Source organism: Dokdonia sp. Hel_I_63 (assembly GCF_007827285.1).
Lineage (GTDB): Bacteria > Bacteroidota > Bacteroidia > Flavobacteriales > Flavobacteriaceae > Dokdonia.
In genome coordinates this window covers 3,143,478-3,169,199 of record NZ_VISD01000001.1, presented here as the reverse complement: position 1 = coordinate 3,169,199, position 25,722 = coordinate 3,143,478, and the positions used below count along the sequence as shown (strand labels likewise).

The following is a 25,722-nucleotide window of genomic DNA, read 5'->3' as shown; positions in this document are numbered from 1 at the left end:
GCGTATGTAAATAAGTAATAATACAAAAGAAACTATATATAAGATTATGAATACCATATTAGGAATAGGAAGTAGGATAGACCATAACAAGCTAGGTAAAGGCGTAATCACAAATGTCACCTCAGAGCTGTACTGGGTTACTTTTATTGACGGAGGACTCGAGACTATAACACTAGATGATAATTTTGAAGTTATAGAAGCACTAGAAGGTGAAGTGGATAGTGTGAGTATGTACGAGGTAGAAAAGACTTTTGAAGATTTACTTAAGAGATATAGCGACATCTCTGAGGTGGTGCCTATAGCAGATAAGTGGAGAGGAGGAACAATGACGTTATCTCCAGAGGATAGTAACTTGTCATCAAAGGATATTTTGATAGAAAGCTTTTTCCATAAAATTGTGATGGTGCGCGACCGTGTGCGCGTGATGGAGCAAAAGATTAATGCTAGTAAAACACTTGATGATCAAGATAAAGTTGATCTCCAGCAGTACATTACTCGTATTTATGGTAGCCTTACTACCTTTAATGTATTGTTCAAGAATTCGTCTCAAAACTTTAAAGGTGCGTCTTCTAAGAAGTAACCGTTGAGGTAATTTGATACAATGGACTATTTATAATATAATTACGCTTTCGCGAAAGCTAAAAATAAATACATCTCGTCAATTATATAAGATACATCTCTAATATGTTTACAATATTTAATTTTTAGGAACAGCGTATTTCTAGTTTGTTTACATTTATATATCACTTTCAAAACTAAAATAATAACATCAATGGAATCATATCAACCACAAATAGTACCGGTAAGTGCATTATCTGATGAGCGCCGAGTGGCATTTTATCGCAAGACATACACCTATGTAGCACTTGCAGTATTATTATTCATCATCACCGAATACTTGTTTTTTCAATCACCAGTTATTGTAAACTTTGCATATTCACTTACAGGTGGCTGGAGCTGGTTATTACTACTTGGGGCATTTATGTTTATTACAAACTATGCAGAAGGGCTAGCGCTCAAGTCTAGAGATAAAAACCAGCACTATTTAGCTTTAGGGATTTATGTAGTTGCAGAGGCTTTTATTTTTATTCCTCTACTTCTCATGGCATTCTCTATGATAGATGGAGTAGAGATTTTACAAAAGGCTGCCGTGATGACCATAGCATTATTTGCAGGATTATCTGCAGTTGTGATTCTTACTAAAAAAGACTTTTCATTTTTACGATCTATACTTGCTATAGGATTTTTTCTAGCAATAGGACTTATGGTAGCAGGCCTCCTTTTTGGATTTGACCTCGGCTTATGGTTTAGTGTTGCTATGGTGGCACTTGCAGCAGGGTCTATATTATATACGACTTCAAATATGGTGCATAAATATGATGAAGAGCAATACGTTGCTGCGGCTCTAGGTTTATTTGCCTCACTAATGTTATTATTCTGGTATATTTTGAGAATTTTTATGTCAAGAGATTAAGGGCTCTCAATAAATAAATTTTAATGCGTACTTTCCTTGATTATAGGAGGTGCGCATTTTTTTGTGTGTGCTACATCAAGTAATCATAGTTACATCTAGTAATCCAACGGCAATTGTATAATTATAAAGATAAGTTTAAGGCAATTTGGGCGAGAATAAAGGCTAAGCCTTTTAAGGCGATAAGATATGCGGTGCTCACTATGGTCGGATTGTTTGCAATATTCTTATTGAGTATTTACATAGGTGTATTTGGAAAAATACCAACAGCCGACTATCTCAAGAAGCTTAAAAACCCAGTTTCTTCTACATTATACGATGCTAGAGGTGAGTCTATCGGTCTTTACTTTTTGCAAAATAGGTCAAATGTAGATTTAGTACAACTTCCAGAAGCGCTTAAAAATGCCCTAGTTGCCACCGAAGATGCTCGTTTTTATGAGCATGGAGGTATAGATTATAAAAGCTATGGTCGTGTATTTATAAAATCTATTATTTTAGGTCAGAATGCAGGCGGAGGTAGTACGGTAACACAGCAGGTCGCAAAGAACATATTTGGACGAAAAAAGCAGTTTTTTCTCAGTACTCCTATAAATAAGTTTAGAGAACTCTTTATTGCTAGAAGGCTAGAGTCTGTGTATAGTAAAGATGAAATATTGTTGCTGTACTTTAATACAGTGTCTTTTGGGGAAAATATATATGGGATAGAAAAAGCATCTTTACGTTTTTTTAATAAACCTCCAGAGCAATTAACCATTGCAGAGAGTGCTACGCTCGTAGGATTACTCAAAGCACCTAGCTATTATAGTCCGCGCAATCATCCAGAACGTGCAGAACGCAGACGCAATACGGTTTTAAATCAAATGGTAAAGTATGGTTTCCTTAGCGACGAGGAGAAAATAGAAGCTCAAGTACCTCTAGCAATCAATTATCAAGCAAGTAAAAAGCAGTCCTCATTTTCCACCTATTATAAAAACTTTGTAGAAGCTGAGTTTAATACGTGGGCGCAACAGCACCCAGCTCCAGATGGTCATATTTATAATCTACGCACGGATGGATTAAAGATTACTACGACGCTCAATAGTTCGATACAGAAAAGCTCAGAAAAGGCGCTACAAAAACAAGTAGAACGATTACAAGTATTAATGGATAAATACTGGGCAGCTACCACTACAGAAGGAGGTAAGGAAGCTCTTTTAGATAAAATAGTCCAGGAGCAAACAGCTGTAAAAAGAATGAAAGCAAAGAATGCTACAGCAGGCTCTATCACTGAGTTTTCTATGAAAGTTAAGGAGCGTGACTTCTGGAATATTGGAAAAGGATACGAACCAAGATTTCAGTCTTTACGAGATTCTATAGCTACAAGTCTTAATAGATTACACGCAGCAGTGTTTACTATAAATAGTAGATCTGGTGCTATTTTAGGATATGTGGGAGGGATAGATTATGGTTTTAGTCAGACAGATAACGTGGTGACTAAAAAACAAGTGGGTTCGACTTTTAAACCTATCACGTATCTAGCTGCTTTAGAGAGAGGACAAGATCCATGTAATTATTACAATAACACCTTAATGACTTATAAGCAATATGAAGACTGGAAGCCTAGAAATGCTAGTGGTCGTTATGGAGGAAGTTATAGTATGCACGGAGCGCTTGCAAATTCTGTAAATACAGTATCTGTACAATTACAGCTTAATGTAGGTGTAGAGAAAGTGATAGAACAGGCAAAGAAGATGGGTATTACTACCACTCTTCCAGAAGTACCAAGTATCGTACTAGGTACTGCAGAGCTTACTTTATTTGAAATGGTTACTGCTTATGCAAGTATTGCAAATGGTGGGACTAGCATACAGCCTTATGCTATACAAAGCATAGAAGATGAGGACGGTAATGAATTATACAAACATACTTCTACTGCTGGAAAGCGTGTAGCCAGTGTACAGCATGTAAAGGAATTACAGAAAATGATGGAAGAGGTAATAACTGAAGGAAGCGCCTCAGGAATGAAAAATTATGAAATAGGATATAACCTCATAGGTAAAACCGGCACTACTCAAAATAATGGTGATGGATGGTTTATAGCTGCTTCACCAGAAATTGTAGTAGGAGCGTGGGTAGGAACAAGAGATAAGAGAGTGCACTTTGAAAAAACCTATCACGGCTCTGGTGCAAATACGGCAATGCCTATGGTAGCATCTGTATTTAAAGGACTGAGCTCTTGGAAATCACCCATGCTCACAAATTTTGAATACGATTTTGACTATTTTCCATGTCCTTCGTTTTTAGAAATGGATGCGACAGAAGCAAAAACATTTGCACAATCAGATACGACGTACTTATATAATCTTAGAAGAAAGGATACGCTTATTATTGATGAGGTGCTTCCTTTCATTCAAGATACAGCAAAGGTTCAAGTAGTTGATCCTATTGTTAATTAGCGAGCTGCAATATTTTTAAGTTCTTTGATCGTTTCCGTAGGATTGGATGATTTAAAAATAAAGCTTCCAGCTACAAGTACATCTGCTCCAGCTTGAACCAACTGCGCAGCATTTTTATCACTTACACCGCCATCAATTTCTATGAGCGTAGGAGCATTTTTCTTTGTAATTAGAGCTTTGAGAGCAGCAACCTTATCATAAGTGTTTTCTATAAACTGTTGTCCTCCAAATCCTGGATTTACACTCATCATACAAACTAAGTCTATGTCTTGTATAACATCTTCAAGATGGCTTACAGGCGTGTGTGGATTAAGAGCTACACCAGCTTTCATCCCAGCAGCTTTAATTACTTGTAGTGTTCTATGCAGGTGAGTACATGCTTCGTAGTGCACGGTGAGTATATTTGCTCCTAGATCTGCAAACGTTTGTACGTAACGATCTGGATCTACAATCATCAAGTGTACATCGATTGTTTTTTTGGCATGTTTTGCAATATCACGTAGTACGGGCATTCCAAAAGAAATGTTAGGTACAAAAACACCATCCATAATATCAATATGAAACCAGTCTGCTTCACTAGCATTTATCATCTCAATATCACGTTGAAGGTTTGCAAAATCTGCAGCAAGTATGGATGGGGCAATGAGCGTAGTTGACATATAATAGATGTTTTATGTAAAGATATGATTCTCTTCTAAGGTATGAAGATGGAGTATTAAGTTTTGTGACCCAGAATATATAAAATGAAAAATCCCCGGTAATCAGCCGGGGATTCATTCATCAATCAAAAAACGAACAGTTATGATAAACTGTTGTTGTCATTATTAAGTCGCCAGTGGCGTTAATTACATTTTTGTATTACAAAGATACCAAATCTTTTCACTGTAAAAAAAACCAAGAGCATTGGCTATTGGTTTTAACACATTATCGGTAAAAATGATAAGCTTATCCTAAATAAGTCTTAAGAATCTTGCTACGTGATGTATGTTTTAATCTACGGATCGCTTTTTCCTTAATCTGTCTCACTCGCTCACGAGTAAGATCAAAAGTTTCTCCTATTTCCTCAAGCGTCATAGGCTGTTGATCTCCTAAGCCAAAATAAAGTCTAACCACATCTGCCTCACGTGGAGTAAGTGTTTCAAGAGCACGTTCTATTTCTGTCTTAAGTGATTCATGTAATAGTTCGCGATCAGGATTTGGTGATTCACCAGAGTTTAAGACATCATACAAGTTTGAGTCTTCTCCTTCTACTAGAGGCGCATCCATACTTATGTGACGTCCAGAGTTCTTTAGAGATTCCTTTACATCATTGATAGACATGTCTAGCTCTTTGGCAATTTCCTCAGGGCTAGGTGGGCGTTCGTTTGCTTGTTCTAGAAAAGCAAAGGTTTTATTAATTTTATTAATAGACCCAATCTTATTGAGAGGTAAACGTACAATACGAGATTGCTCTGCTAGTGCTTGTAAGATAGACTGGCGTATCCACCATACTGCATATGATATAAATTTAAAACCACGAGTTTCATCAAAGCGCTGTGCAGCTTTTATAAGCCCTAGGTTACCTTCATTAATAAGATCTGGAAGGGTAAGTCCTTGGTTTTGGTATTGTTTTGACACAGAAACTACAAAACGTAAATTTGCTTTAGTAAGTTTCTCTAGAGCACGATGATCACCAGCTTTTATACGCTGTGCTAGTTCCACCTCTTCATCTGCCGTGATAAGGTCAACTTTACCGATTTCTTGTAAGTACTTGTCTAAGGATGCGGTCTCACGATTGGTGACCTGCTTAGTAATTTTAAGCTGTCTCATAGGGTTGTAATGAACTAGGGTTTGTCTATTATAACTGTTATACGCAGCAAAGTTGCAAAATGTTACAAAAAACTTAAAGTTTTTTTTAAATGATTTTTAAGTTATAGCTTATGCAACTTGTTAAATTGGCATAATTATCTATTAATTAATCATTTGCGATTTTTTAATAATCCTTACATAGCGTGATTTATGAGGTGCTAGCTATTATTTCTGAGAATGTGTTATTATTAAGCGTTACGTGTGAATAGTTACGCTTTCGCGAAAGCGTAATTTATACCCTTAAAACAATCGTATATAGTTTGTGATTATTCCATTTGAAAGTTTTTAAACTACTGCGCTATTAAATACCTTTGTTATCTATGATAAGCTTACCTCTATTTATTTCTGGTGCCGAAATTGCCTTCATTATTTTTATAGTGATTATGGTTTTTGGTGCAGACAAAGTTCCAGAAATCGCTCGCGGTTTAGGGAAGGGCATGCGCCAACTTAAAGACGCTACAAATGATATCAAGTCAGAAATCACAAAAACTGCCGAAAGAAATGATATCGACTTAGACCTTACTAAGGATATTAAAAAGGAGATTGATAAGGCTAAGGAAGATATTAATGATATTACTGGTCCTATCAAGAGATCTCTATAATACTAGACCAATCTCAGCATCGAGATCATAATGTATATTCCTTAATAGCTTAAGAATAAAATTTATAAAACACGGCTTACCGTAAGACCATCTCTTATAGGTAGTAATACCGTTTCTACTCGAGGGTCTTCATTGAGAAGTATGTTATAATCTAATAACACCTTTGTATCCACATCTTTTTTCTTAAGTGTTTCAACTACTTTACCACTCCATAGTACATTATCAGAAAGGATAATTCCGCCAGGATTCATCTTATCTATTATTGTGTGAAAATAATTAATGTAGTTGCGCTTATCTGCATCTATAAACACTAGGTCAAAAGTAGTGTCAATGGTTGGTATGATATCTAGTGCTTGACCTAGATGCTGTATAATCTGTGATCCGTAAGGCGAAGCGTCAAAATGCTTACGCTGGAAATCTTGCATCTCTTCCTTAATATCAATGGTGTGAAGTGTTCCGTTATCTTGAAGACCTTCTGCCAGACATAGCGCACTATAACCTGCAAAAGTCCCTATCTCTAAGATGCTCTTAGGGTTTACTAATTTTGAAATCATGCTAAGCACACGACCTTGGTAAGCTCCAGAAAGCATACGTGGTTGTAGTATTTTTTGATACGTTTCCTTTGATAGTGCTTTGAGATGTGCTGGCTCTTGAGCCGAGTGTGCTACGACGTAGTCGTCTAGATTTTCTGGTAAAAAGTGCATAGAATATTTACTTCTGTAATAGAGGTGTGTAGTGAGTATGTGATAACGGCTGTAAATGTAATAATCTTATCGATCACGGTCGTACTCACTCTGTAATGGATTATAAACATAGCGTACAAAACGCTGCTCCTTTATTCTTTTAAAATTCGTTTTCTAAAGGCTTCCTTGCGTTTCTCGTCATCACCATAAAGCCATCTCACAACATTATCATCCCAGATAGCATCATATTCTGCAGAGTTGACGATCTTACGTTCGAGAGCAAGGTCAAGTATTTTACCAGGATAACTACTTTGGTTGTCACTTTCCATCTCACCTAGCGGGTACGGATCATCAAGTCCCATAACCACCTGCTTGCTTCCTTGATTTTCTATAATCATCTTAAGGGAGTTTGTATCGTGTACTAGTGTGTCAAAAAAGATATTAGGATGTCCTACAGATTTACGTGGATGTGTTTTTCCTTCAAAAAGATCTGGCCTTCCGTCAAAACCTTGTATGCGTCTACCTAGGTTAATTTGCGCTAGTTGTCCTCCGTGAGCAAAACAAACACGCATACCTGGATATTTATCTGCATATCCATTAAGCGTAAGGAAGTGGTAGGCATCTGCACATTGTGCAAGCATCCATATAAGGTGAAAACGCCAGTTTGTATTCTGCAGTTTTATAAACTTCTCACCATCATACGGGTGAATCTCCACTGCTAGATTATACTTGCTTGCAAGCTCAAAAATAGGTTCATTTTCTTCGTCAAAAATACATCGCCACGTCCCAATAGTGTCCATATAGTGCGTAGGCAAGCATAGTAAATCCATACCTAACACCTCTACACAGCGCTCTATCTCCCATAAAGCGCCACGCACAAACCCAGGATGTACTACAAAACCAGTTGTAAATTTATCTGGATGTTCTTGTTGTACTCTCGCATTAAAGTCATTTTGAAACTTTAGTGCTTGCTTCATTTCTTCTAGACGTAGTCCATTTCCATAAAGCTGCGAGAGGTTAAGTACCACAGCGTGGTCTACCTTGTTGCGCTCCATCCACTCCAGTTTTTCGTGCAAGAAAAAACTTGAGTCTGTCACTGGTCTACTCCAGTCTTTCTGGAGCATAAACTTTCGGTCTTTGTCTACCCAAAATATACCCTTGTCTTTCATAAACTGAGGAATCTCCTCTGGATAGGGAAGTAGGTGAGAATGGCCGTTTATGCGAAGTTTTTTATGTGACATATTGAGTATGCTTTCGCGAAAGCGTACTACGCAATCGCTGTTGTGTTTTTAAAAATACAATTATTATATGAGTACCGCCTTACTCTTTTACCTTCTTGAGTTGTATATAATAAAAGGCGAGTAGTATAATAAAACCGCCAAAGGTTGCAACCAAAAAATAACTGCTTAATCCAGTCTGTTTACCCACGGCAACTGCCATAGATTGATATACCAGCCACCCAAAAAGTAGTGTGCAATACAGCGCCATTTGTGACATAAAGGTTTTTGTAACGGTAACCTGTGCCTCATTTTTAACCCCTTGTTTATGCTTGTTAATCTTTATAGACTTGCCTGTCATAAACTGGAATAGTAAGATAAGTAAGACGCTAAGTACGGGTAAGATAAAAAGTTCATTTTTTGAACCATATCTATCTACCACCCCAGTCGCATCAAAGTGCATAGGTACCTCGTCTGGAATGTCTCCATAATGTATCAAAATCATCGCAAAGGTAACTCCCGCCACGAGCCAACTTAGTATCCAGAAAATCTTTTTAATATCCATCTACAAGCTTTTTGTGCGTCCTCCATCTACAGGTACATTAATTCCATTAATAAAAGAAGCTGCTTCACTAGCGAGAAAAACAATTGCATTTGCTACCTCCTCAGGTTTGGCAAAACGTTTTGCTGGTGATGCATTTGCCATTGTCTGTGAAACTTCTTCTATAGATTTTCCAGTCTTTTTTGCTTTATTTTCTATGATCTCAGAGAGTCTGCCAGTAGCGGTTGCGCCAGGAAGTACGTTGTTTACGGTGATGCCGTATTGCCCTAGCTCATTTGCCATTGTTTTACTCCAGTTTGCCACGGCACCGCGTATCGTGTTACTCACGCCTAGACCATCTAGTGGTTGTTTTACAGAAGTAGAAATCACGTTAATGATACGTCCATATCCTTCGGCTTTCATCCCTGGGAGTACGGTTTGTGTTAATAGGTGATTGGTTTGTAGGTGTTGTGTAAACGCTTTCGCGAAAGCGGTAACATCTGCATCCACAATAGGTCCACCTGGAGGGCCACCAGTGTTATTGATTAATATGTGATACACATTGCCCGTTGCCGAAACAGCAGCTGCCACCGCCTGCGGATTTGTAAAATCTGCAACCACGTAGCTGTGCTTTTGTGAACCGTTATTAGGTAACTGTGCGATAACGTTTTTGAGCTTCTCTTCTGTACGAGCAGCAAGGGTTACGTTTGCACCTTCTTCTGCTAGACCCATTGCGGTTGCTAGTCCGATCCCTGCTGTAGAGCCACAGACGAGTGCATTTTTATTAGTTAGGTTTAGTTTCATAGTATGTGATTGCGAGCGTAGTGAACTAATCTTAGTTGCTCCCGCTCTTATTATTTTTTAATTATATTTTATGCAAACATTCTTTGCTTCGGTAAAAAACCGGAGCGCTTCAAAGCCGCCTTCACGACCTACGCCGCTAGCTTTCACTCCGCCAAAGGGTGTGCGCAAATCTCGATTCATCCACGTATTCACCCAGACAATGCCAGCTTCAAGTGCATTGCTTAAACGCATTGTTCTGTCAAGTTGCTGAGTCCAAACTGTTGCAGAGAGTCCGTATTTTGTGCCGTTTGCTAATGTAAGTGCTTCTTCCTCGGTGTCAAAAGGCATTATAGTCACCACAGGTCCAAAAATCTCTTCTTGATTGAGTTTACAGTCATTACTGTCCACCTCAATAACCGTAGGTTCTAGATAATAGCCATTCTCATATCCTGGAACGGTAACTCGCTTACCTCCGCAAAGTACGGTACCGCCGTAAGCTTGTGCATTGTGAATATAGTCTTCTACTTTCTCAAGATGCGATTTTGAAACGAGTGCTCCTAGATCTTTGTTTTCTTGTGGTGGATGCCCTACGACTAACTCCTTAACTTTTGAAATGAAATCACTTTTAAATCGGTCATAGATAGATCGCTCTACAAAAATGCGACTCCCACAGAGACAGATTTGCCCTTGATTTGCAAAGGAGCTTCTCACGGTTGTGGCAAGCATATCTTCATAATTACAATCGGCAAAAATGAGGTTCGGGTTTTTACCACCTAGTTCTAGTGATAATTTTTTAAACATAGGTGCACACGTTTTTGCAAGATGAGCTCCCGTTTTTGTACCTCCCGTAAAACTTATCGCTTTAATATCTTTATGTTCTAAAATAGCTTGTCCCGTTGTGTGTCCCAGTCCGTGTACAATATTGAGAACACCAGGAGGAAGTCCAGCCTCTGTACAAATCTCACCAAGAAGGTAAGCCGTCATAGGAGTGACTTCACTAGGTTTTGCAATCACGCAATTGCCAGCGGCTATTGCGGGAGCGATTTTCCAGGTAAAGAGATACAGTGGTAAATTCCACGGACTTATGCATCCCACAACACCTATGGGTTTACGCAGGGTAAAATTCATTGCGTTCATTCCCACACTCTCGTGACTCTCTGCCGAAAACTGAGTGATCGCATTTGCAAAAAACCGAAAGTTACTCGCCGCCCTCGGGATATCTACAGTCATTGCTAGTGATACCGGTTTCCCATTATCCCGACTTTCGGCTTGAGCAAGTTCTTCAAGTCTAGCTTCAATGCCACTTGCAATGTTCATCAAGATGCGACTGCGCTCATCAAGTGTGGTGCTGGACCACTGCGGGAATGCCGCTTTCGCGAAAGCGGTAGCTTCCTCAATATCTTGCGCGCTACTATTAGGAATCTGCCCATATATCTCCCCAGAAGCTGGCTCATAATTATCTAGCCAGTCATTTGATGCTGGGTTTTTATAGTCGCCGTTTATGTAGTTTTTGATGTTCATCTATTCCGGCTTATAAGCCATCACCTTAATCTCAACTACTAGATGCGGGTGTGGTAACTGGTGTACGGCTACGGTGGTTCTTGCAGGGCCGGTTTCTTTGTTAAAGAATTCTCCGTAGGCTTCGTTGTAACCGCCAAAATCATTCATATTTACAAGGAATGAGGTGACATCTACCACATCTTCCATCGTTGCATCTGCGGTTGCGAGGGTTTTCTTGATGTTTTCTAGTACGGCTCTGGTTTGCTCTTTGATATCTAGGTGCATCGTTCCCATTGCATCTATCACGTGCACGCCAGCAAAAGTATTATCTGCCTTGCGGCTGCTGGTGCCCGAGACAAATAGAAAGTCTCCTGCTCTTTTAATATGAGGATAAGCTCCTCTAGGTGTCACTTTCTTTTCATTAAAAGGATCGCCTTGTAAACGTAGGTCTAAATCTTTATCACTCATAAGTATATGATTTTGTTATATGTTTCCGGCTATGGCATCGTCGTGCAAGATGTCTTGTGTAGCCTGTTGTACTTTTTTTAATTTCGCTTTAAGCGAAAGAGAATCAGGTAGCAATCCGTCATCCAGTAGGTTTAAAATAGCTTTGTTTTGTGCTCTACCGCGCGTCATTGCCTCTTTGTACCCTATCGCCTCGTTAAAAGTTACTAAACTATATTTTGAGTAATACTCTGTAGGGAATTCTTTCTCAAATTGTGTCTCGAGTTTTCTCTTCTCTTGAAACATAGGGTGAGCCGTGTGTTCTTTCATCTCGTGAAAGTTATCTACGGCAAGGTCTGCAATGGCATCTGTATCTGGTTTTCTAGTTTTTTCAAATTCTTTGAAAACCTTCTCCCATCCTTGATCTCCAAATGCATCTAGCGTCTCGTCAAAAACTACCACATCTTCAAAACTAGCATTCATCCCTTGTCCATAAAATGGAACAATGGCGTGTGCCGCATCTCCTAGAATACACGTTTTTCCAAAGGCGCTCCACGGGTGGCATTTTATAGTGCCTAGCGGCCCTACAGGATTTTCTTCATATTCTTTTAACAGTTCTGGCATCATAGGGATAGCGTCTGGAAACTGTCTTGTAAAGTATTCTGTAATTGCAGCTGGGCTATCTAGCGATGCAAAACTATCTGGTGCATCTTCATAATCTATAAATAGCGTTACAGTAAAACTCCCATCTAGGTTAGGCAAAGCAATAATCATATCACGACCACGTGGCCAGATGTGTAAGGCATTTTTTTCGGTGCGGTATCCGCCATTTTCGGCAGGAGGGAAGGTGAGTTCCTTATAGCCGTGACCTAAGTAATCTTGCGAGAAGCTGAATAAAAAGTCGCGACTCATATACATACTCTTACGCACTGCAGATCCTGCACCATCTGCACCTAGAATAATATCTGCAGTGATGGTTTGCTCTTCTTTTGTGTGATAATCTGTAAAGGTTGCCGTAGCATTTTTAAGATCTACGTTTGTACACGCCTGGTTAAAGTGAACCTGCAAGGTATCATACTCATCTGCCGCATTGAGTAGCATAATGTTGAGGTCTGTACGTGAGATAGAATTTATGTATTCATCTGTACGTCCAGAATACGGACTAAAAAGCGTGTTACTTTCTTTGTCGTGCAACATCCTTCCATTCATAGGGATACACAAATCTTTTACTCGATCTTCAAGGCCTACGAGGCGTATTCCTTTTAAACCTCTGTCTGATAAAGCGAGATTTATACTTCTACCAGCATCTTGATGTACGGCTCTTAGGTCTGGGCGCTTTTCCATCAAGGTGATTTTATAACCGCGCTGCGCCATACGTAACGCTAGAAGCGAACCGCAAAGGCCTGCGCCTATAATGAGTATGTGTTCTTGTTTTGCCATATTATATTGTGAGTACTAGCGTGATTTCTCCGTTAGTACTGTTTGAATTTTTATTTATTTCTCAAGCACTCCATTTCGTCTGCGACGGCTTTGTCGTTTGGAGTTCCATTTTCGCGTAAGCTAGATACTACAGCATCGTGATTTTTATCGTTTCTGTTTTGTGACATCTTTTTTACAGCTTCAATGCTCGTAATTTCAATATCAAATGCCACCACGCCGTTTATTTGTCGCAATGTCTTTTCAGAAAGCGCATCCATATCTATTGGATTTTTTTGTGGTGCTTCATACTTATCCATCAATGCTTTGATGGATTTATAAGTGCCTTCCTTATCTAGTAAACGCACATTACCTCTCACTTGTACGGCCGTATAGTTCCAAGTGGATACTTCTTCAAAGTCGTACCAACTAGCCGAAATATAACTGTGAGGTCCATTAAAAATACAGAGCGCCTCTGCGCCATTTTTGAGGTGAGCAACTTGCTCATTCATTTTTGAGATGTGTGCGTGTATGATTTCGGTGCCGTCTGGGCGTTTTGATAATTCTAGAGGGATGTGTGTCGCACAAGATTTTCCGTCAAGATTTGTGACAAGTATTCCAAAGGCATTCTCTTTTAAGAAACTGCGTATCTCTGCTGGGTTTTCATTTTTATAAATCTCAGGGATATACATTATAGTATCTTTTTGAGTCGTTCTACCATTTCAAATACGTCTTGATAACTATTGTAAAGCGGTGCTGGAGCGACGCGTATTACATCTGGCTCACGCCAGTCTGAGATGACTCCTGCTTCGGTTAGTTTTTTATGTAAACTCTTATCGGCATTTTTTACTTGAATACTTAGTTGGCACCCACGTTGCGCTGGATCGCTAGGTGTAATGATAGCGATGTGCTCATTATCGAGTTCGTTTACTAAGAACTCTAGGTAGCCGGTAAGTTTTTCAGATTTTGCACGTATGTTGCTCATACCAGCTTCCTCAAAAATATCTAAGCTCGCTTTTACAGCTGCCATACTGAGGATAGGAGGATTTGATAATTGCCAGCCTTCGGCAGTTGGGATTGGGTCAAAGCCTTTGCGCATATTAAAGCGTGTGTCTTTGTTTTGTCCCCACCAGCCCGTAAAGCGCTGTATGTTTTTATCTGTATGGTGTCGCTCGTGTACAAAGCATCCCCCTAGACTTCCTGGGCCGCTGTTGAGGTATTTATAAGTACACCACACGGCAAAATCTGCCCCGCTCTCGTGTAAGTCTGGCATAATATTACCCACTCCGTGTGCAAGGTCAAAGCCTACTTTGCTGCCGTTGTTGTGACCTAAGTCAGTTATTTTTTTAATAGGGTAGCACTGTCCAGAATAATAGTTTGTGTTACCTATGAGTAATAGCGCAACGCTGTCGCCGTGTTCTTTTACAAGTACTTCTAGGTCTTCATAACGGCATAATTCTTCTCCTTCTCGAGGTTGCCATAGTATAAGGCTCGTCTCTGGATCATACCCACGCTGGCGTATCTGACTTTCAACCGCATACTTATCTGACGGGAAAGCATCGCTTTCTATAATTATTTTATGATATGACGGTGTAGGATTATAAAACGAAACCATCATCAAGTGAAGGTTTGTCGTGAGGGTGTTCATTATCACTACCTCGCTCGGTTTTGCACCTACGATGTGTGCCATAGGTTTTGCGAGTTCCTCGTGATAAGACATCCACGGAGTTTCTTCTTTAAAATGCCCTTCGACACCCAGATTTGCCCAGTCATTGAGTTCTTGCTCGATGTATTGTGCGACAGATTTTGGCTGGCAGCCTAGACTGTTTCCGCAGAGGTAAATAAGTTCGTTATCCTCCTTATCTACGGGTATGTAGAAGTGATTACGGTACTCTTTAAGGGGATCTTTTTCGTCTTGCGTTTTCGCGAAAGCGAGATTATTTTCATACACCATATATGCTGTTTTCTTGAAGAACTGTTGCTTGTCTAAAAATAATGATTTTAAGGGAGAAAATGCCTTTACGGGCTTATGAAGCAGCGTAAATGTTCAGCACATTTAAATTGTAATCTGTAACTGAGTTTTTCTTACGTTGAGAGCCGAGGTTATTTATATTTGTGGACCATTTAATAATAAACTTTATGAAAAAACTAGTTGTACTACTTTTACTAATTGCAGGTTGCTACACACAGGTTACTGCACAAGAAAAAGAAAAATTTAGATTTGATATACGCCTAGGTTATGCTGCGGGTAATGAATATGGAGATGGTGTGATGTTTAATCTAGAGCCTAAATGGTCAATAGATGAAAAGATAAATGTAGGTTTTAGAATAGGTGGTGCGGCACTTGCCGAGTTAACAAATCCTTCTAATGGCATCGATGCTTTTGAAACAGATATTGTCACAGTGTATGGTTCTTATTTAGGTACAATAGATTATTATTTTTACCATAAAGATGGGTCACCTTTTGCAGTATTTGGTGGTGCTGGAATAGGATATGTTTCTAGTGCAAACGTAATCGCAGATTTTGATGAATATGACGATGCAAATAATATTGAAACCGATAATGGTCTAGGTGGGATGTTGCGAGTAGGTTTTGACTACTTTAAGTTTAGACTTGCTGCAGAGTATAATTTTGCGCCAGAAGGTCAATTACGTGACCTTAATAATAATGAGTTTGGTACTGTTAAAAATGGATATTTTGGTATCTCTTTAGGATTTTATTTTGGTGGTGGAAAATGGAAAAATGTAACAGTTCAAGAGTAAATATTACTGACCTACTATAATAAAAAGGTCTCTCAATATGGGAGACCTTTTTATTATAAAACGTTTGCGTACAAATTCTTGCGCTATTGTGGTTTGAGTTATAAGATGATTTACTTTTGAGAGATGAACTCTCTGTTTCTCATACTATCTAGAAAAAGATACTTTGCACCCGCTTGGGTTTTTGCTTCACTCAATATTATGATAGGTACTTGGGTGCTTTACATCCCGAGAGTAAAAGAAAAGCTAGGGATAGATGATGGAGATTTGGGGGTAGCTTTATTTTGTATGGGATTAGGAAGTCTTGTGTCACTTACGATGGCTTCTCGCATTATAAAAAGTATGGGAGTAGGTAAGGCTACGGTGGTAGGTGTGATTATATTCTCACTACTATTTTTAATGCCCTTAATTGCTCCGTCGTATATTGTATTATGTGTTTCTTTATTTTGTGTGGGACTGTTTTCTTGCTTTACAGATATAGCAATGAATGCCCTAGTCTCAGATATAGAAACCGAAGACGAGGTGCATATTATGAGTTCGTCACACGGTTTCTTTTCTATAGGAGGAGCAATTGCCGCAGTGATAGGTTATTTTATAATAGACCTTGTTAAGGTGCCTGTTTATCACAGTATGGGAGCTGCAATTCTGGTCATTGTCACAAATTTGTGGCTTTGCAAAAGTTATATAGCTCATAGAACCCCTATAGATGACAGTCACGGGACACTTAATTTCAATTTACTCAAACCGCTGCTAGGTCTTACCATTATAGCTCTTATAATTATGGGCAGCGAAGGAGCCATTGAGCAGTGGAGTAAACTATATCTAGAAGATATTGTGCAAGTAACAACCGAAAAAACTGCAGGAATGGGGTTTTTACTGTTCTCATTGTTTATGGCGTTGGGAAGATTCTTTGGTGATGGAGTGAGCAAACGTTTTGGCTCCATTAAAATTATTATAGGCGGTGCACTTTTTGCGGTTGTAGGCTACCTAGCGGTACTCTCGGCTATTACATTTGTCACTCTTTTAGGATTTGCGATTATAGGTTTAGGTTTTTCTGTAATTATTCCTGAGTTGCTTAGACTGGCTGGTAAGGCAAAGGGAGTGAACAGTGCAGATGGCATTTCATTTGTTGCGGGAGCTGGTTTTGTAGGGTTTCTTGCGAGTCCGCCACTGGTGGGATTTTTAGCAGATTTTTCAAGCCTTAAACTGAGCTTTACAGTGCTAGGTGCTGGAGCATTTATAGCGATAATTATCGGGGTTGCGCTTTCGCGAAAGCGTAATTAATCACATTCTAATCACAACATATGTTAACAGTAATGAGACTGTCGTGATGGATGGTTTTAAATCTAGTTGTATTCTATATCTTTGCACGCTATGACAAAACAGGCCTTAGACTCTTTACAAGCACAAATAGACCTTGGGGAAATGCTTCCGCTTATGGAAGAATTTTATACTATACAAGGAGAAGGATTCCATAAAGGAACAGCAGCTTACTTTATACGAGTAGGTGGTTGTGATGTGGGGTGTCACTGGTGTGATGTGAAGGAAAGCTGGGATGCTGCGATACATCCTCCTACAAATGCAAATACCATAGCCGAAAATGCTGCAAAGTACTCAGATACAATTGTAGTGACAGGTGGGGAACCGCTTATGTGGGATATGAACCCGCTTACACATAAATTAAAGTCCCTAGGACTTACAACTCATATTGAGACTTCTGGTGCTTACGAGCTTTCTGGTGAGTGGGACTGGATCTGTCTTTCTCCTAAAAAACGTATGTTACCTAAAGCTTCTGTTTTAGAAAAAGCAAACGAACTGAAGGTGATTATTTTTAATAAGTCAGACTTTGACTTTGCAGAGAAGCACGCAGCACAAGTGGGCGAAGATTGTATTTTATACTTACAACCAGAATGGTCTGTGCGTGATAAGATGGTGCCGCTCATTGTAGATTATGTGATGAAAAACCCAAAGTGGAAAGTGAGCTTACAGACACATAAGTATTTGAATATTCCATAGACTGAATATTTTATAGAGTATATAGTAAGAGGCGTTTTATTATCCATCTTTTTAAGAGTTACGCTTTCGCGATAGCGCATAAAAAAATCCGCTACTTCTCAGTAGCGGATTTTCTATTTATTGAGTTTCTTAGAAGCTTATGCTTCTACTTCTTCCTCTTCTTTTTCTTCCTTTAATCCTTTCTTCTGTACTGTGTCAAACATTACAGGAGTTGCGATAAATAGTGAAGAATATGTACCTACGATTACACCTACAATAAGTGCAAACATTAATCCTCTAATAGATGGAGCTCCTAAGAAGAAGATCGCTAGAAGTACGATTAACGTAGTTACAGACGTATTAAGTGTACGACTCAATGTACTGTTAAGTGCTTGGTTAATTAATTTACCAAATCCTCTAGTAGAACCGTGCTCTTTAATATACTCACGTATACGGTCAAAAACTACCACGGTATCATTCAGAGAGTACCCAATTACGGTAAGAATAGCCGCAATAAAGTTTTGATCTACCTCCATATCAAATGGCATAATGTTTTTCAAGACTGCAAATACTCCTAGTACTAACAAAACATCATGGAAAACTGCAGCTACAGCTCCAAGAGAGAATTGCCATCTACGGAAACGTAATAAGATGTATAAGAATACCACGATTAGTGATCCGATAACTGCAAAAAGTGCACCTTTCTTAATATCATCTGCAATGGTAGGTCCTACCATGTAGTACTCCATTTTTCCTACCTGCTTATCATCTGTAGACTTTGCAAATGCTGCATACGTCATTCCAGTAGGTAAATAAGGAGTAAGTGAAGTAAATAATTGTTGCTCAACCTGAGCGTCAATATCTGTACCTGTCTCATCGATACGGTACTTTGTCGTAATCTTTAATTGATTATCTGCTCCAAATGTTTTTACATCTGCACTTCCAAAATCTGCAACTAGTGCATCTTCTACTTCTTGTGCATTCATAGGTTGATCAAAACGAACTGTATACGTACGACCTCCTACAAAGTCAATACCAGTATCAAGACCACCAGTAAGTAAAGCAGCAAGTCCACCTACGATAAGTACACCAGAGATAGCATAAGCAATTTTACGTTTTCCTAAGAAATCGATACTGTTGTTTACAAAAAGACCTTTAGTCATAGATGTAGCAAACTCAAGTGATTTTCCATTCTTCCCGTATCCATCAATGAATAGACGAGTAATGAAAATTGCACAGAATAATGAAGTTGCAATACCTATCATAAGTGTAGTTGCAAATCCTTGTACTGGTCCTGTTCCAAATAAGAAAAGGATAAGTGCCGTTAAGAAGGTAGTGATGTTTGCATCAAGAATAGAAGAAAGTGCGTTGTTAAAACCATCTTTAATCGCATCTTTTTGAGACTTCCCTTTACGTAGCTCTTCTTTAATACGTTCAAAGATAAGTACGTTTGCATCCACAGACATACCTATAGTAAGTACGATACCTGCAATACCAGGAAGTGTAAGTACAGCTCCCAGACCGGCAAGTACTCCAAAGATGAAAAGGATGTTTACTACAAGAGCAATATCTGCAAATCCACCAGCTTTACCGTAGTAAAATACCATCCATACTAATACTAATGCTAGTGCGATAAGGAACGATAAAATTCCAGAATCAATCGCTTCTTTACCTAGTGATGGTCCAATTTCTTCTGCTTGAATAATCTTTGCAGATGCAGGAAGTCTACCAGCATTCAATACTGTTGCAAGATCTTGTGCCGCAGCTACTGTAAAGTTTCCAGAGATTTCTGTCGCACCACCTTTAATCTCTTGACGAGCTGATGCTGCAGAGTATACATTACCATCTAGTGCAATAGCAATAGCGTTTCCTTTTTGTGCAACTTCGCGAGTCATTTTTGCCCACTGATTTACACCTTGTCCTTCAAAATCAAGACCTACTGCTGGTTGTTGTGTTTGTGTAAATTGCTGGCGTGAGTCGTTGACAACGTCACCGTCCATGTATGGTGCTCCTTGTCTGTTAGATTCAAGTGCATAAAGTGCTACGATATCTGCTCCTTCTTCTGGTACACCCCATGCAAATTTTGCATAACGTAAAGATGCTGGACGCTGCTTTACAACAGACGGGTTTCTCAAGTACGAGTTAATAGTTGCTGTATCTTTTACAGCAGCAAATCCTACAGTTGGAATTGTGCTATTTTGAACCGCTTGTTGGTTAGGACTAAATATTTTGAAAAGTGGTCCAAAATCTTGTTCTGCCTCTTCCTCATCTGCATCTTTAAGTAAATCAGATACATTATCATCAAGGGTACTGTCTTGAGCTACTGCAGCTTCTTGCTTCTCCTCGTTGCTAGCAACAAGTCCGCGTAGTGTTTCATTTGCTCCTATTAAGTAGTTAAGTGCGTCTCCAGCATAGTGAGTTTGGTAGAACTCTAATTGTGCTGTCTTTTCAAGAAGACCTCTTACACGATCAATATCTTTAGCTCCTGGAAGCTCAACAAGAATACGCCCATTATCTCCTAGAGACTGGATGTTAGGTTGTGTTACTCCAAACTTATCAATACGATTACGTAACGTTTCAAAAGCAGAACCTATTGTTTCTTTGATTTCCGCTTCAAGAACACTAGCAACCTCTGTGTTGCTCATTCCTGTATCTACTTTTTCGTTAAGAATTACGTTTGCAAAGATATCTGGAGACGCTAGTTGTCCTCCTTGCGCTTCAAATGCAGATACGAAATCTTCAAAGTATGTGTTCTGGCTATCTTTTTGTGCCTCATCTGTAGCATCTAATGCAGCTATGAAAGCTGGATCTGTACTATTGTTAGAAAGACCACCTAAGATATCACGAATAGAGATCTGAAGGATTACGTTAATACCTCCTTTAAGATCCAGTCCTTTGTTAAGTTCTTTTTCCTTAGCATCATTATAAGTGATACCAGCAAAAATAGGATTTGCTCCTATACTATCTAAGTATGCGCGCTCCACCACATCCTGCATATCTGCATCTTCTGGTGCTTGAGAGATCGCGTAAGCCTTAGCTTCGTCTTCTGTTTTGTTTGTGAAATACGTAAATGATAGTTGGTATAAACATACCAGACCAAAAATTATCGCAAAAAATCTAATGAGTCCTTTGTTTTGCATTTTAGTGTGTTTGTATCAACATAATAAACAGCACATCAGTGTGTTATTATCACGTTGAAATTAATGTAAAGTGATTGTTATTATAATCTGTGGGATTGCTTTTGTGATAAAAGCAATTAGCTAGAGCAAGTCTTGCCTTAGCTAATGTTGTTATGCCTTAAGCAAAGGGGCCGGCCCTTGTCTCAGGTATGTTGTAGAATGAGTTAATGAAAGCAACATCACTTCTCTTGTGAGTATTGTAAGCAGTTTGTGTTTGAATGGTAGCTGCGCAATCACTTATTTTGTGGAGGCTAGCATATACTTTTACGGTAGAAGAACGTGTTGACTCAGATTTTGACTCAATAATAACCCCAGCAGCACCTTCCATGTCTGTGCTGTCTTGTATTTTATAAATATCTAACTCATAATGAGCGATCTCGTTTTCTTCTGGTATACTTGAGTTATCATTCTCAAGATTGTACTTGCTATGCGCTGAGGTAGGTGATAATTTGTTCTTAATCTCCGTAATATCAATAGTACTGTAGTATGATACTTTTAAAGATCCATTATCAAGTTGCTCTACTCTAATATTATCTACTTCAAGGGAGCTTAGCTTATTTTTTACTAATGTGATGGCATGTTCAGATTGAGAAAGGTTTGCCTCAGTATCAGAAAATGTAATAATTATTTCCTGATTAGGCGCAGTGCGTTGCTCCATGCTTATACTTACGATAGCAAGGGCAATTATAAAAGCACTTATGAACCACTTATTTCTCACACACTTAATTATAAAACATCATCTATTGCAGTTTTGCATCTAGATTTATGTTTTTATCAAACACGCAAATATAGGATTCTCAGTGGTAGTACCCAATAATTTTTGTGTCATTATAATGATATGTTAAGTTGCATGATAAACGTATAATGAGGAAGATTTGATGTGTGTATTTATGCTTTCGCGAAAGCGTAACTAAAAAAGAAAATGACTCCTTATTATATATAACAAAAAAGGCCACCTAAAAATAGGTAGCCTTTGATATGATAAACTTACTGACTTCTTAAGCGTCAAGTAAACTGTTTGTTGCTTTAACACCTTCAGCACTTTCTGCTAGATGCGCTTTTTCTGCATCACTAAGGTTGATTTCAACTATTTTTTCAATTCCGTTTCTTCCTAATACTACAGGTACTCCGATACAAAGATCAGAAAGACCGTATTCTCCATCAAGAAGTACAGAACAAGGGAAAATTTTCTTTTGGTCACAAGCAATTGCTTGTACAAGTCCAGATACTGCAGCTCCTGGTGCATACCAAGCAGAAGTTCCTAGAAGTTTAGTAAGCGTTGCTCCACCTACTTTAGTATCTTCTTTTACTTGTGTAAGTCTGTCTTCAGAAATAAATTCTGAAACAGGTACACTGTTGCGAGTTGCAAGACGTGTAAGAGGTACCATTCCTTTATCTGAGTGTCCACCTATTACCATTCCATCTACATCTGAGATAGGAGCTTCAAGAGCTTCGGCAAGACGGTACTTAAAACGAGCGCTGTCTAGTGCTCCACCCATACCGATAATGCGGTTTTTAGGAAGTCCAGTTACTTTATGTGCTAGGTAAGTCATTGTATCCATAGGATTAGAAACAACGATAAGAATAACATTAGGTGATTCTTTTACAAGGCTAGCGGCAACTGTTTTTACAATACCTGCATTGATCCCGATAAGTTCTTCACGAGTCATTCCTGGCTTACGAGGAATTCCAGAAGTAATTACTGCGATATCACTACCAGCAGTTTTTGAATAATCACCAGTAGTACCTGTGATTTTTGTATCAAACCCGTTTAACGAAGCAGTTTGCATTAAGTCCATTGCTTTACCTTCGGCAAAACCTTCTTTAATATCTACTAAGACAACTTCACTTGCAAAATCTTTGATTGCAATGTATTCTGCACAACTGGCTCCTACGGCTCCAGCACCGACTACAGTAACTTTCATATGGATGTAATTTTAAGGATTTATAGTATGATTTTAATAGCTTTTTACGCTTTTGCGAAAATACAATAACTCTCTCGTTTATCGTACGCTCTGACGCTAAATGTATGTTAACCAGCAAAAAAAATCCCCGCTTCTCATTGAGAAACGGGGATGAACAAGCGGGGAAATTCACAATCCAAATGAATCAAATAATAATCGCTCGTTTTGCACTCTTAAACTATTTTAAATACCCAACTTATAATAGTGTAAGTGTGACAGTTGTTATGCTGCATTACAAAAATAAGGAGCTGGATTGTATTGAATAAATGATCACTAGCATTGCCTGATAATTTTAAGTTTCAAGCAATTCATCGAAGATAAGTGCTTGTTAACGGCTTTTAAATAGGATTTTATGTTATCCAAGTAATAGATTTGAGGACTATGCAGTTAGGTAGAGTTCGTTTGTGATAAGACAAAAAAAATCCTTGCTATAAAATAGCAAGGATTTATAGGTTGCTAATCTCTATCCAATTAAACCCCTACATCTAATCTTAAGAAATTAGCAGAAATATGTTACAAATAATCTAAAAATATCCCTTTCGAGAGTAAATATAGACATAGCTTTTAATTCAATAGGAAACTCAAAAACGAATATAATGCGAATAGCAATATGTGTATTTTATCGATAATTAAGTGTTTTTTGTCTATTTAATTGCCGAGTTTGAAAATCTTGAGTATTGTTGGGTACTTGGATAGTTGGCTGTAAAAGCGAGTGTAATACGATGCACAGGTCTTTAGATTCAGAGGGGTATTAGTTACTTCAAAAAAAAATGGTCCTGAGAAATTATCTCAGGACCATTGTAATAAAATATAAGAGTTTTGTTAAACGTCTATGTTTGCATAAATAGCGTTCTTTTCTATAAACTCACGGCGAGGTGGTACCTCGTCACCCATAAGCATAGAGAATATTCTATCTGCTTCTGTGCCATTATCTATGGCAACTTGACGTAATGTGCGGAACTCAGGATTCATTGTTGTATCCCATAATTGTTCTGCATTCATCTCTCCAAGACCTTTGTAACGTTGTATAGATACTCCTTGTGTTCCCATAGAATCTGCAATGGCATCACGCTCTTTATCATTCCAAGCGTATTGCTTTTTCTGACCTTTCTTTACTAGGTAAAGTGGAGGAGTGGCAATGTATACATAACCATTTTCTACAAGCTCTTTCATATAGCGGAAGAAGAAAGTAAGTATCAGGGTAGAAATGTGACTACCATCTACATCGGCATCACACATGATGACTACTTTGTGATAACGTAGTTTAGATAAGTTAAGCGCTTTGCTATCTTCTTCAGTACCTATGGTTACACCTAATGCAGTAAAAATGTTTTTGATTTCTTCGTTTTCAAAAACTTTGTGAACCATAGCTTTCTCTACGTTCAAGATTTTACCACGTAATGGTAAGATAGCTTGAAACTCACGATCACGTCCTTGTTTTGCAGTACCACCTGCAGAGTCTCCCTCGACAAGGAATACTTCGCAAAGCGTAGGATCTGTTTCAGAGCAGTCAGATAGTTTCCCAGGTAGACCACCTATACTCATTACTGTCTTACGTTGTACCATCTCACGTGCTTTCTTTGCAGCGTGACGTGCTTGTGCAGCTAGAATTACTTTCTGAACGATGATTTTGGCATCATTCGGATTTTCTTCCATGTAGATCTCAATCATTTCGGCAACGGCCTGAGATACTGCAGAGGTAACCTCGCGGTTACCTAATTTTGTTTTAGTTTGCCCCTCAAATTGTGGCTCACTTACTTTTACAGAAATAATAGCAGTAAGTCCCTCACGGAAATCATCACCAGCAATATCAAACTTAAGTTTATCTAGCATACCAGATGCATCAGCAAACTTTTTAAGCGATCCTGTAAGTCCACGACGGAAACCAGCAAGGTGTGTTCCTCCTTCGTGTGTATTAATGTTATTTACATAAGAGTGTAAGTTCTCTGCGTAGCTGTCATTATAAATCATGGCTACTTCAACAGGGATACCATTTTTCTCACCTTCCATTGAGATAACCTCACCTATAATAGGAGTACGGTTACCGTCTAGAAAGCGTACAAATTCAGCAAGTCCTTCTTTACTATGGAAAGTCTCTGTTTCATGCTCTCCTTTCTCATTCTTAACTCGCTTATCAGTAAGCGTAATCGTAATTCCTTTATTAAGGTATGCTAACTCACGTAAACGAGATGCTAGCGTGCCATAACTATATTCTGTAGTTTGCTGGAAAATACTGTCATCTGGCAAGAATGTAACTTCTGTACCAGTAAAGTCTGTATCACCTATAACTTTTACAGGGTACATAGCTTTACCACGCTCATATTCTTGCTCCCAGATTTTACCTTCCTTGTAAACGGTAGCTCTTAAGTGGTTAGATAATGCGTTTACACAAGATACCCCAACACCGTGAAGACCTCCAGAAACTTTATATGAATCTTTATCAAATTTTCCTCCGGCACCTATTTTGGTCATTACAACCTGAAGGGCAGAGACACCTTCTTTTTTATGAAGCCCTACTGGGATTCCACGACCGTTATCTCTAGTCGTGATAGAGTTATTTTCATTTATAGTTACATCTATGGCGTCACAATAGCCACCCATAGCCTCATCAATAGAGTTATCTACAACCTCATATACTAAGTGGTGTAATCCTCTTACACCCACATCACCGATGTACATCGATGGACGCATACGTACGTGCTCCATTCCCTCAAGGGCCTGAATACTGTCTGCCGAGTACTCTTTCTTCTTAGCGTCGTCGCTCATATTTTAATAGTTAAATTGTCTAAAAACAAATATAAAGAAAGGGACTCCAGAATAGGCTCTAAAACCTCTCTAAACCCTTGAAGTTATTAACATATTGTGGAAAAAAGAGATGCCCTTT

At 38.7% G+C, this 25,722-nt stretch carries 22 protein-coding genes; 7 read left to right on the top strand and 15 right to left on the bottom strand.

Annotated features, from left to right (window positions below; all coding sequences use genetic code 11):
* Positions 1–46: 46 nt before the first annotated feature.
* The 3 genes from JM84_RS13925 (at position 47) to JM84_RS13915 (ending at position 3,906) form a co-directional block, all read left to right on the top strand.
* A complete protein-coding gene (locus JM84_RS13925) occupies positions 47–580 on the top strand; it encodes a hypothetical protein (protein ID WP_013751396.1) in 534 nt (177 codons plus the stop codon).
* A 192-nt stretch (positions 581–772) separates the two neighbouring features.
* Complete coding sequence (locus JM84_RS13920; RefSeq protein WP_013751397.1) at positions 773–1,474, top strand: Bax inhibitor-1 family protein; 702 nt, start codon at positions 773–775, stop codon at positions 1,472–1,474.
* Positions 1,475–1,587: 113 nt separating this feature from the next.
* Positions 1,588–3,906 (top strand): transglycosylase domain-containing protein, encoded by a 2,319-nt coding sequence (locus tag JM84_RS13915; RefSeq protein WP_144784859.1) that lies wholly within the window; start codon positions 1,588–1,590, stop codon positions 3,904–3,906.
* On the opposite strand, the gene rpe is transcribed toward JM84_RS13915, so the two are convergent.
* Both rpe and JM84_RS13905 read right to left on the bottom strand, forming a co-directional pair.
* Positions 3,903–4,565, bottom strand: coding sequence for a ribulose-phosphate 3-epimerase (gene rpe, locus JM84_RS13910; RefSeq protein ID WP_013751399.1), 663 nt, complete (start codon positions 4,563–4,565; stop codon positions 3,903–3,905). The genes JM84_RS13915 and rpe overlap by 4 nt on opposite strands.
* Before the next feature lie 286 nt (positions 4,566–4,851).
* The gene (locus JM84_RS13905; protein WP_013751400.1) at positions 4,852–5,715 is read right to left on the bottom strand and encodes an RNA polymerase sigma factor RpoD/SigA; all 864 of its coding nucleotides are present in this window, start codon (positions 5,713–5,715) and stop codon (positions 4,852–4,854) included.
* Between the two features lie 359 nt (positions 5,716–6,074).
* Between JM84_RS13905 and JM84_RS13900 the strand changes: the two genes are divergently transcribed.
* Entirely contained in the window at positions 6,075–6,356 is a 282-nt protein-coding gene (locus JM84_RS13900) for a twin-arginine translocase TatA/TatE family subunit (protein ID WP_013751401.1), read from the top strand.
* A 62-nt stretch (positions 6,357–6,418) separates the two neighbouring features.
* On the opposite strand, the gene JM84_RS13895 is transcribed toward JM84_RS13900, so the two are convergent.
* The 9 genes from JM84_RS13895 to kynU all read right to left on the bottom strand — a co-directional run bounded on the left by JM84_RS13895 (position 6,419) and on the right by kynU (position 14,894).
* Positions 6,419–7,060 carry an O-methyltransferase gene (locus JM84_RS13895; RefSeq protein ID WP_013751402.1) on the bottom strand — a complete coding sequence of 214 codons (642 nt, stop codon included), beginning with the start codon at positions 7,058–7,060 and terminating at the stop codon, positions 6,419–6,421.
* Between the two features lie 131 nt (positions 7,061–7,191).
* Positions 7,192–8,280 (bottom strand): amidohydrolase family protein, encoded by a 1,089-nt coding sequence (locus JM84_RS13890; protein WP_144784857.1) that lies wholly within the window; start codon positions 8,278–8,280, stop codon positions 7,192–7,194.
* 79 nt (positions 8,281–8,359) lie between these two features.
* Positions 8,360–8,821 carry a DUF1648 domain-containing protein gene (locus JM84_RS13885; protein WP_013751404.1) on the bottom strand — a complete coding sequence of 154 codons (462 nt, stop codon included), beginning with the start codon at positions 8,819–8,821 and terminating at the stop codon, positions 8,360–8,362.
* Positions 8,822–9,601 (bottom strand): SDR family oxidoreductase, encoded by a 780-nt coding sequence (locus JM84_RS13880; protein ID WP_013751405.1) that lies wholly within the window; start codon positions 9,599–9,601, stop codon positions 8,822–8,824. It abuts the gene before it with no gap.
* A 57-nt stretch (positions 9,602–9,658) separates the two neighbouring features.
* Positions 9,659–11,101: an aldehyde dehydrogenase gene (locus JM84_RS13875; protein ID WP_144784855.1), complete on the bottom strand. Its 1,443-nt coding sequence runs from the start codon at positions 11,099–11,101 to the stop codon at positions 9,659–9,661.
* Positions 11,102–11,548, bottom strand: a complete 447-nt coding sequence (locus JM84_RS13870; RefSeq protein ID WP_013751407.1) for a RidA family protein — start codon at positions 11,546–11,548, stop codon at positions 11,102–11,104.
* Positions 11,549–11,563: 15 nt separating this feature from the next.
* Positions 11,564–12,964: an FAD-dependent oxidoreductase gene (locus tag JM84_RS13865; RefSeq protein WP_013751408.1), complete on the bottom strand. Its 1,401-nt coding sequence runs from the start codon at positions 12,962–12,964 to the stop codon at positions 11,564–11,566.
* Between the two features lie 50 nt (positions 12,965–13,014).
* Positions 13,015–13,632, bottom strand: coding sequence for an FMN-binding negative transcriptional regulator (locus tag JM84_RS13860; protein ID WP_144784853.1), 618 nt, complete (start codon positions 13,630–13,632; stop codon positions 13,015–13,017).
* On the bottom strand, positions 13,632–14,894 hold the full coding sequence (gene kynU / locus JM84_RS13855) for a kynureninase (RefSeq protein WP_144784851.1): 1,263 nt from the start codon (positions 14,892–14,894) through the stop codon (positions 13,632–13,634). Before kynU ends, JM84_RS13860 begins: the two co-directional genes overlap by 1 nt.
* A 185-nt stretch (positions 14,895–15,079) precedes the next feature.
* Here kynU and JM84_RS13850 point away from each other — a divergent pair, with 185 nt between their 5' ends.
* From JM84_RS13850 to JM84_RS13840, 3 genes are all read left to right on the top strand, one after another.
* Positions 15,080–15,703 (top strand): outer membrane beta-barrel protein, encoded by a 624-nt coding sequence (locus JM84_RS13850; RefSeq protein ID WP_013751411.1) that lies wholly within the window; start codon positions 15,080–15,082, stop codon positions 15,701–15,703.
* Positions 15,704–15,826: 123 nt separating this feature from the next.
* Positions 15,827–16,984, top strand: a complete 1,158-nt coding sequence (locus JM84_RS13845; protein WP_013751412.1) for an MFS transporter — start codon at positions 15,827–15,829, stop codon at positions 16,982–16,984.
* 90 nt (positions 16,985–17,074) lie between these two features.
* Positions 17,075–17,716 carry a 7-carboxy-7-deazaguanine synthase QueE gene (locus tag JM84_RS13840; RefSeq protein ID WP_013751413.1) on the top strand — a complete coding sequence of 214 codons (642 nt, stop codon included), beginning with the start codon at positions 17,075–17,077 and terminating at the stop codon, positions 17,714–17,716.
* A gap of 137 nt (positions 17,717–17,853) precedes the next feature.
* Here JM84_RS13840 and secDF read toward each other — a convergent pair whose 3' ends face one another.
* The 4 genes from secDF to gyrB all read right to left on the bottom strand — a co-directional run bounded on the left by secDF (position 17,854) and on the right by gyrB (position 25,604).
* On the bottom strand, positions 17,854–20,835 hold the full coding sequence (secDF, locus tag JM84_RS13835; protein WP_013751414.1) for a protein translocase subunit SecDF: 2,982 nt from the start codon (positions 20,833–20,835) through the stop codon (positions 17,854–17,856).
* Positions 20,836–20,992: 157 nt separating this feature from the next.
* Positions 20,993–21,592 (bottom strand): hypothetical protein, encoded by a 600-nt coding sequence (locus JM84_RS13830; RefSeq protein WP_013751415.1) that lies wholly within the window; start codon positions 21,590–21,592, stop codon positions 20,993–20,995.
* A 280-nt stretch (positions 21,593–21,872) separates the two neighbouring features.
* Positions 21,873–22,799 carry a malate dehydrogenase gene (gene mdh, locus JM84_RS13825; RefSeq protein ID WP_144784848.1) on the bottom strand — a complete coding sequence of 309 codons (927 nt, stop codon included), beginning with the start codon at positions 22,797–22,799 and terminating at the stop codon, positions 21,873–21,875.
* Between the two features lie 861 nt (positions 22,800–23,660).
* Positions 23,661–25,604, bottom strand: a complete 1,944-nt coding sequence (gyrB, locus tag JM84_RS13820) for a DNA topoisomerase (ATP-hydrolyzing) subunit B (protein ID WP_144784846.1) — start codon at positions 25,602–25,604, stop codon at positions 23,661–23,663.
* Positions 25,605–25,722: the final 118 nt, after the last annotated feature.

Excerpts from the sequence above, each read along its gene's own strand:
- JM84_RS13925 (WP_013751396.1), top strand. The coding sequence starts at position 47 with ATGAATACCATATTAGGAATAGGAAGTAGGATAGACCATAACAAGCTA.
- JM84_RS13920 (WP_013751397.1), top strand. The coding sequence starts at position 773 with ATGGAATCATATCAACCACAAATAGTACCGGTAAGTGCATTATCTGAT.
- rpe (WP_013751399.1), bottom strand. The coding sequence starts at position 4,565 with ATGTCAACTACGCTCATTGCCCCATCCATACTTGCTGCAGATTTTGCA.
- JM84_RS13905 (WP_013751400.1), bottom strand. The coding sequence starts at position 5,715 with ATGAGACAGCTTAAAATTACTAAGCAGGTCACCAATCGTGAGACCGCA.
- JM84_RS13900 (WP_013751401.1), top strand. The coding sequence starts at position 6,075 with ATGATAAGCTTACCTCTATTTATTTCTGGTGCCGAAATTGCCTTCATT.
- JM84_RS13895 (WP_013751402.1), bottom strand. The coding sequence starts at position 7,060 with ATGCACTTTTTACCAGAAAATCTAGACGACTACGTCGTAGCACACTCG.
- JM84_RS13890 (WP_144784857.1), bottom strand. The coding sequence starts at position 8,280 with ATGTCACATAAAAAACTTCGCATAAACGGCCATTCTCACCTACTTCCC.
- JM84_RS13885 (WP_013751404.1), bottom strand. The coding sequence starts at position 8,821 with ATGGATATTAAAAAGATTTTCTGGATACTAAGTTGGCTCGTGGCGGGA.
- JM84_RS13880 (WP_013751405.1), bottom strand. The coding sequence starts at position 9,601 with ATGAAACTAAACCTAACTAATAAAAATGCACTCGTCTGTGGCTCTACA.
- JM84_RS13875 (WP_144784855.1), bottom strand. The coding sequence starts at position 11,101 with ATGAACATCAAAAACTACATAAACGGCGACTATAAAAACCCAGCATCA.
- JM84_RS13870 (WP_013751407.1), bottom strand. The coding sequence starts at position 11,548 with ATGAGTGATAAAGATTTAGACCTACGTTTACAAGGCGATCCTTTTAAT.
- JM84_RS13865 (WP_013751408.1), bottom strand. The coding sequence starts at position 12,964 with ATGGCAAAACAAGAACACATACTCATTATAGGCGCAGGCCTTTGCGGT.
- JM84_RS13860 (WP_144784853.1), bottom strand. The coding sequence starts at position 13,632 with ATGTATATCCCTGAGATTTATAAAAATGAAAACCCAGCAGAGATACGC.
- kynU (WP_144784851.1), bottom strand. The coding sequence starts at position 14,894 with ATGGTGTATGAAAATAATCTCGCTTTCGCGAAAACGCAAGACGAAAAA.
- JM84_RS13850 (WP_013751411.1), top strand. The coding sequence starts at position 15,080 with ATGAAAAAACTAGTTGTACTACTTTTACTAATTGCAGGTTGCTACACA.
- JM84_RS13845 (WP_013751412.1), top strand. The coding sequence starts at position 15,827 with ATGAACTCTCTGTTTCTCATACTATCTAGAAAAAGATACTTTGCACCC.
- JM84_RS13840 (WP_013751413.1), top strand. The coding sequence starts at position 17,075 with ATGACAAAACAGGCCTTAGACTCTTTACAAGCACAAATAGACCTTGGG.
- secDF (WP_013751414.1), bottom strand. The coding sequence starts at position 20,835 with ATGCAAAACAAAGGACTCATTAGATTTTTTGCGATAATTTTTGGTCTG.
- mdh (WP_144784848.1), bottom strand. The coding sequence starts at position 22,799 with ATGAAAGTTACTGTAGTCGGTGCTGGAGCCGTAGGAGCCAGTTGTGCA.
- gyrB (WP_144784846.1), bottom strand. The coding sequence starts at position 25,604 with ATGAGCGACGACGCTAAGAAGAAAGAGTACTCGGCAGACAGTATTCAG.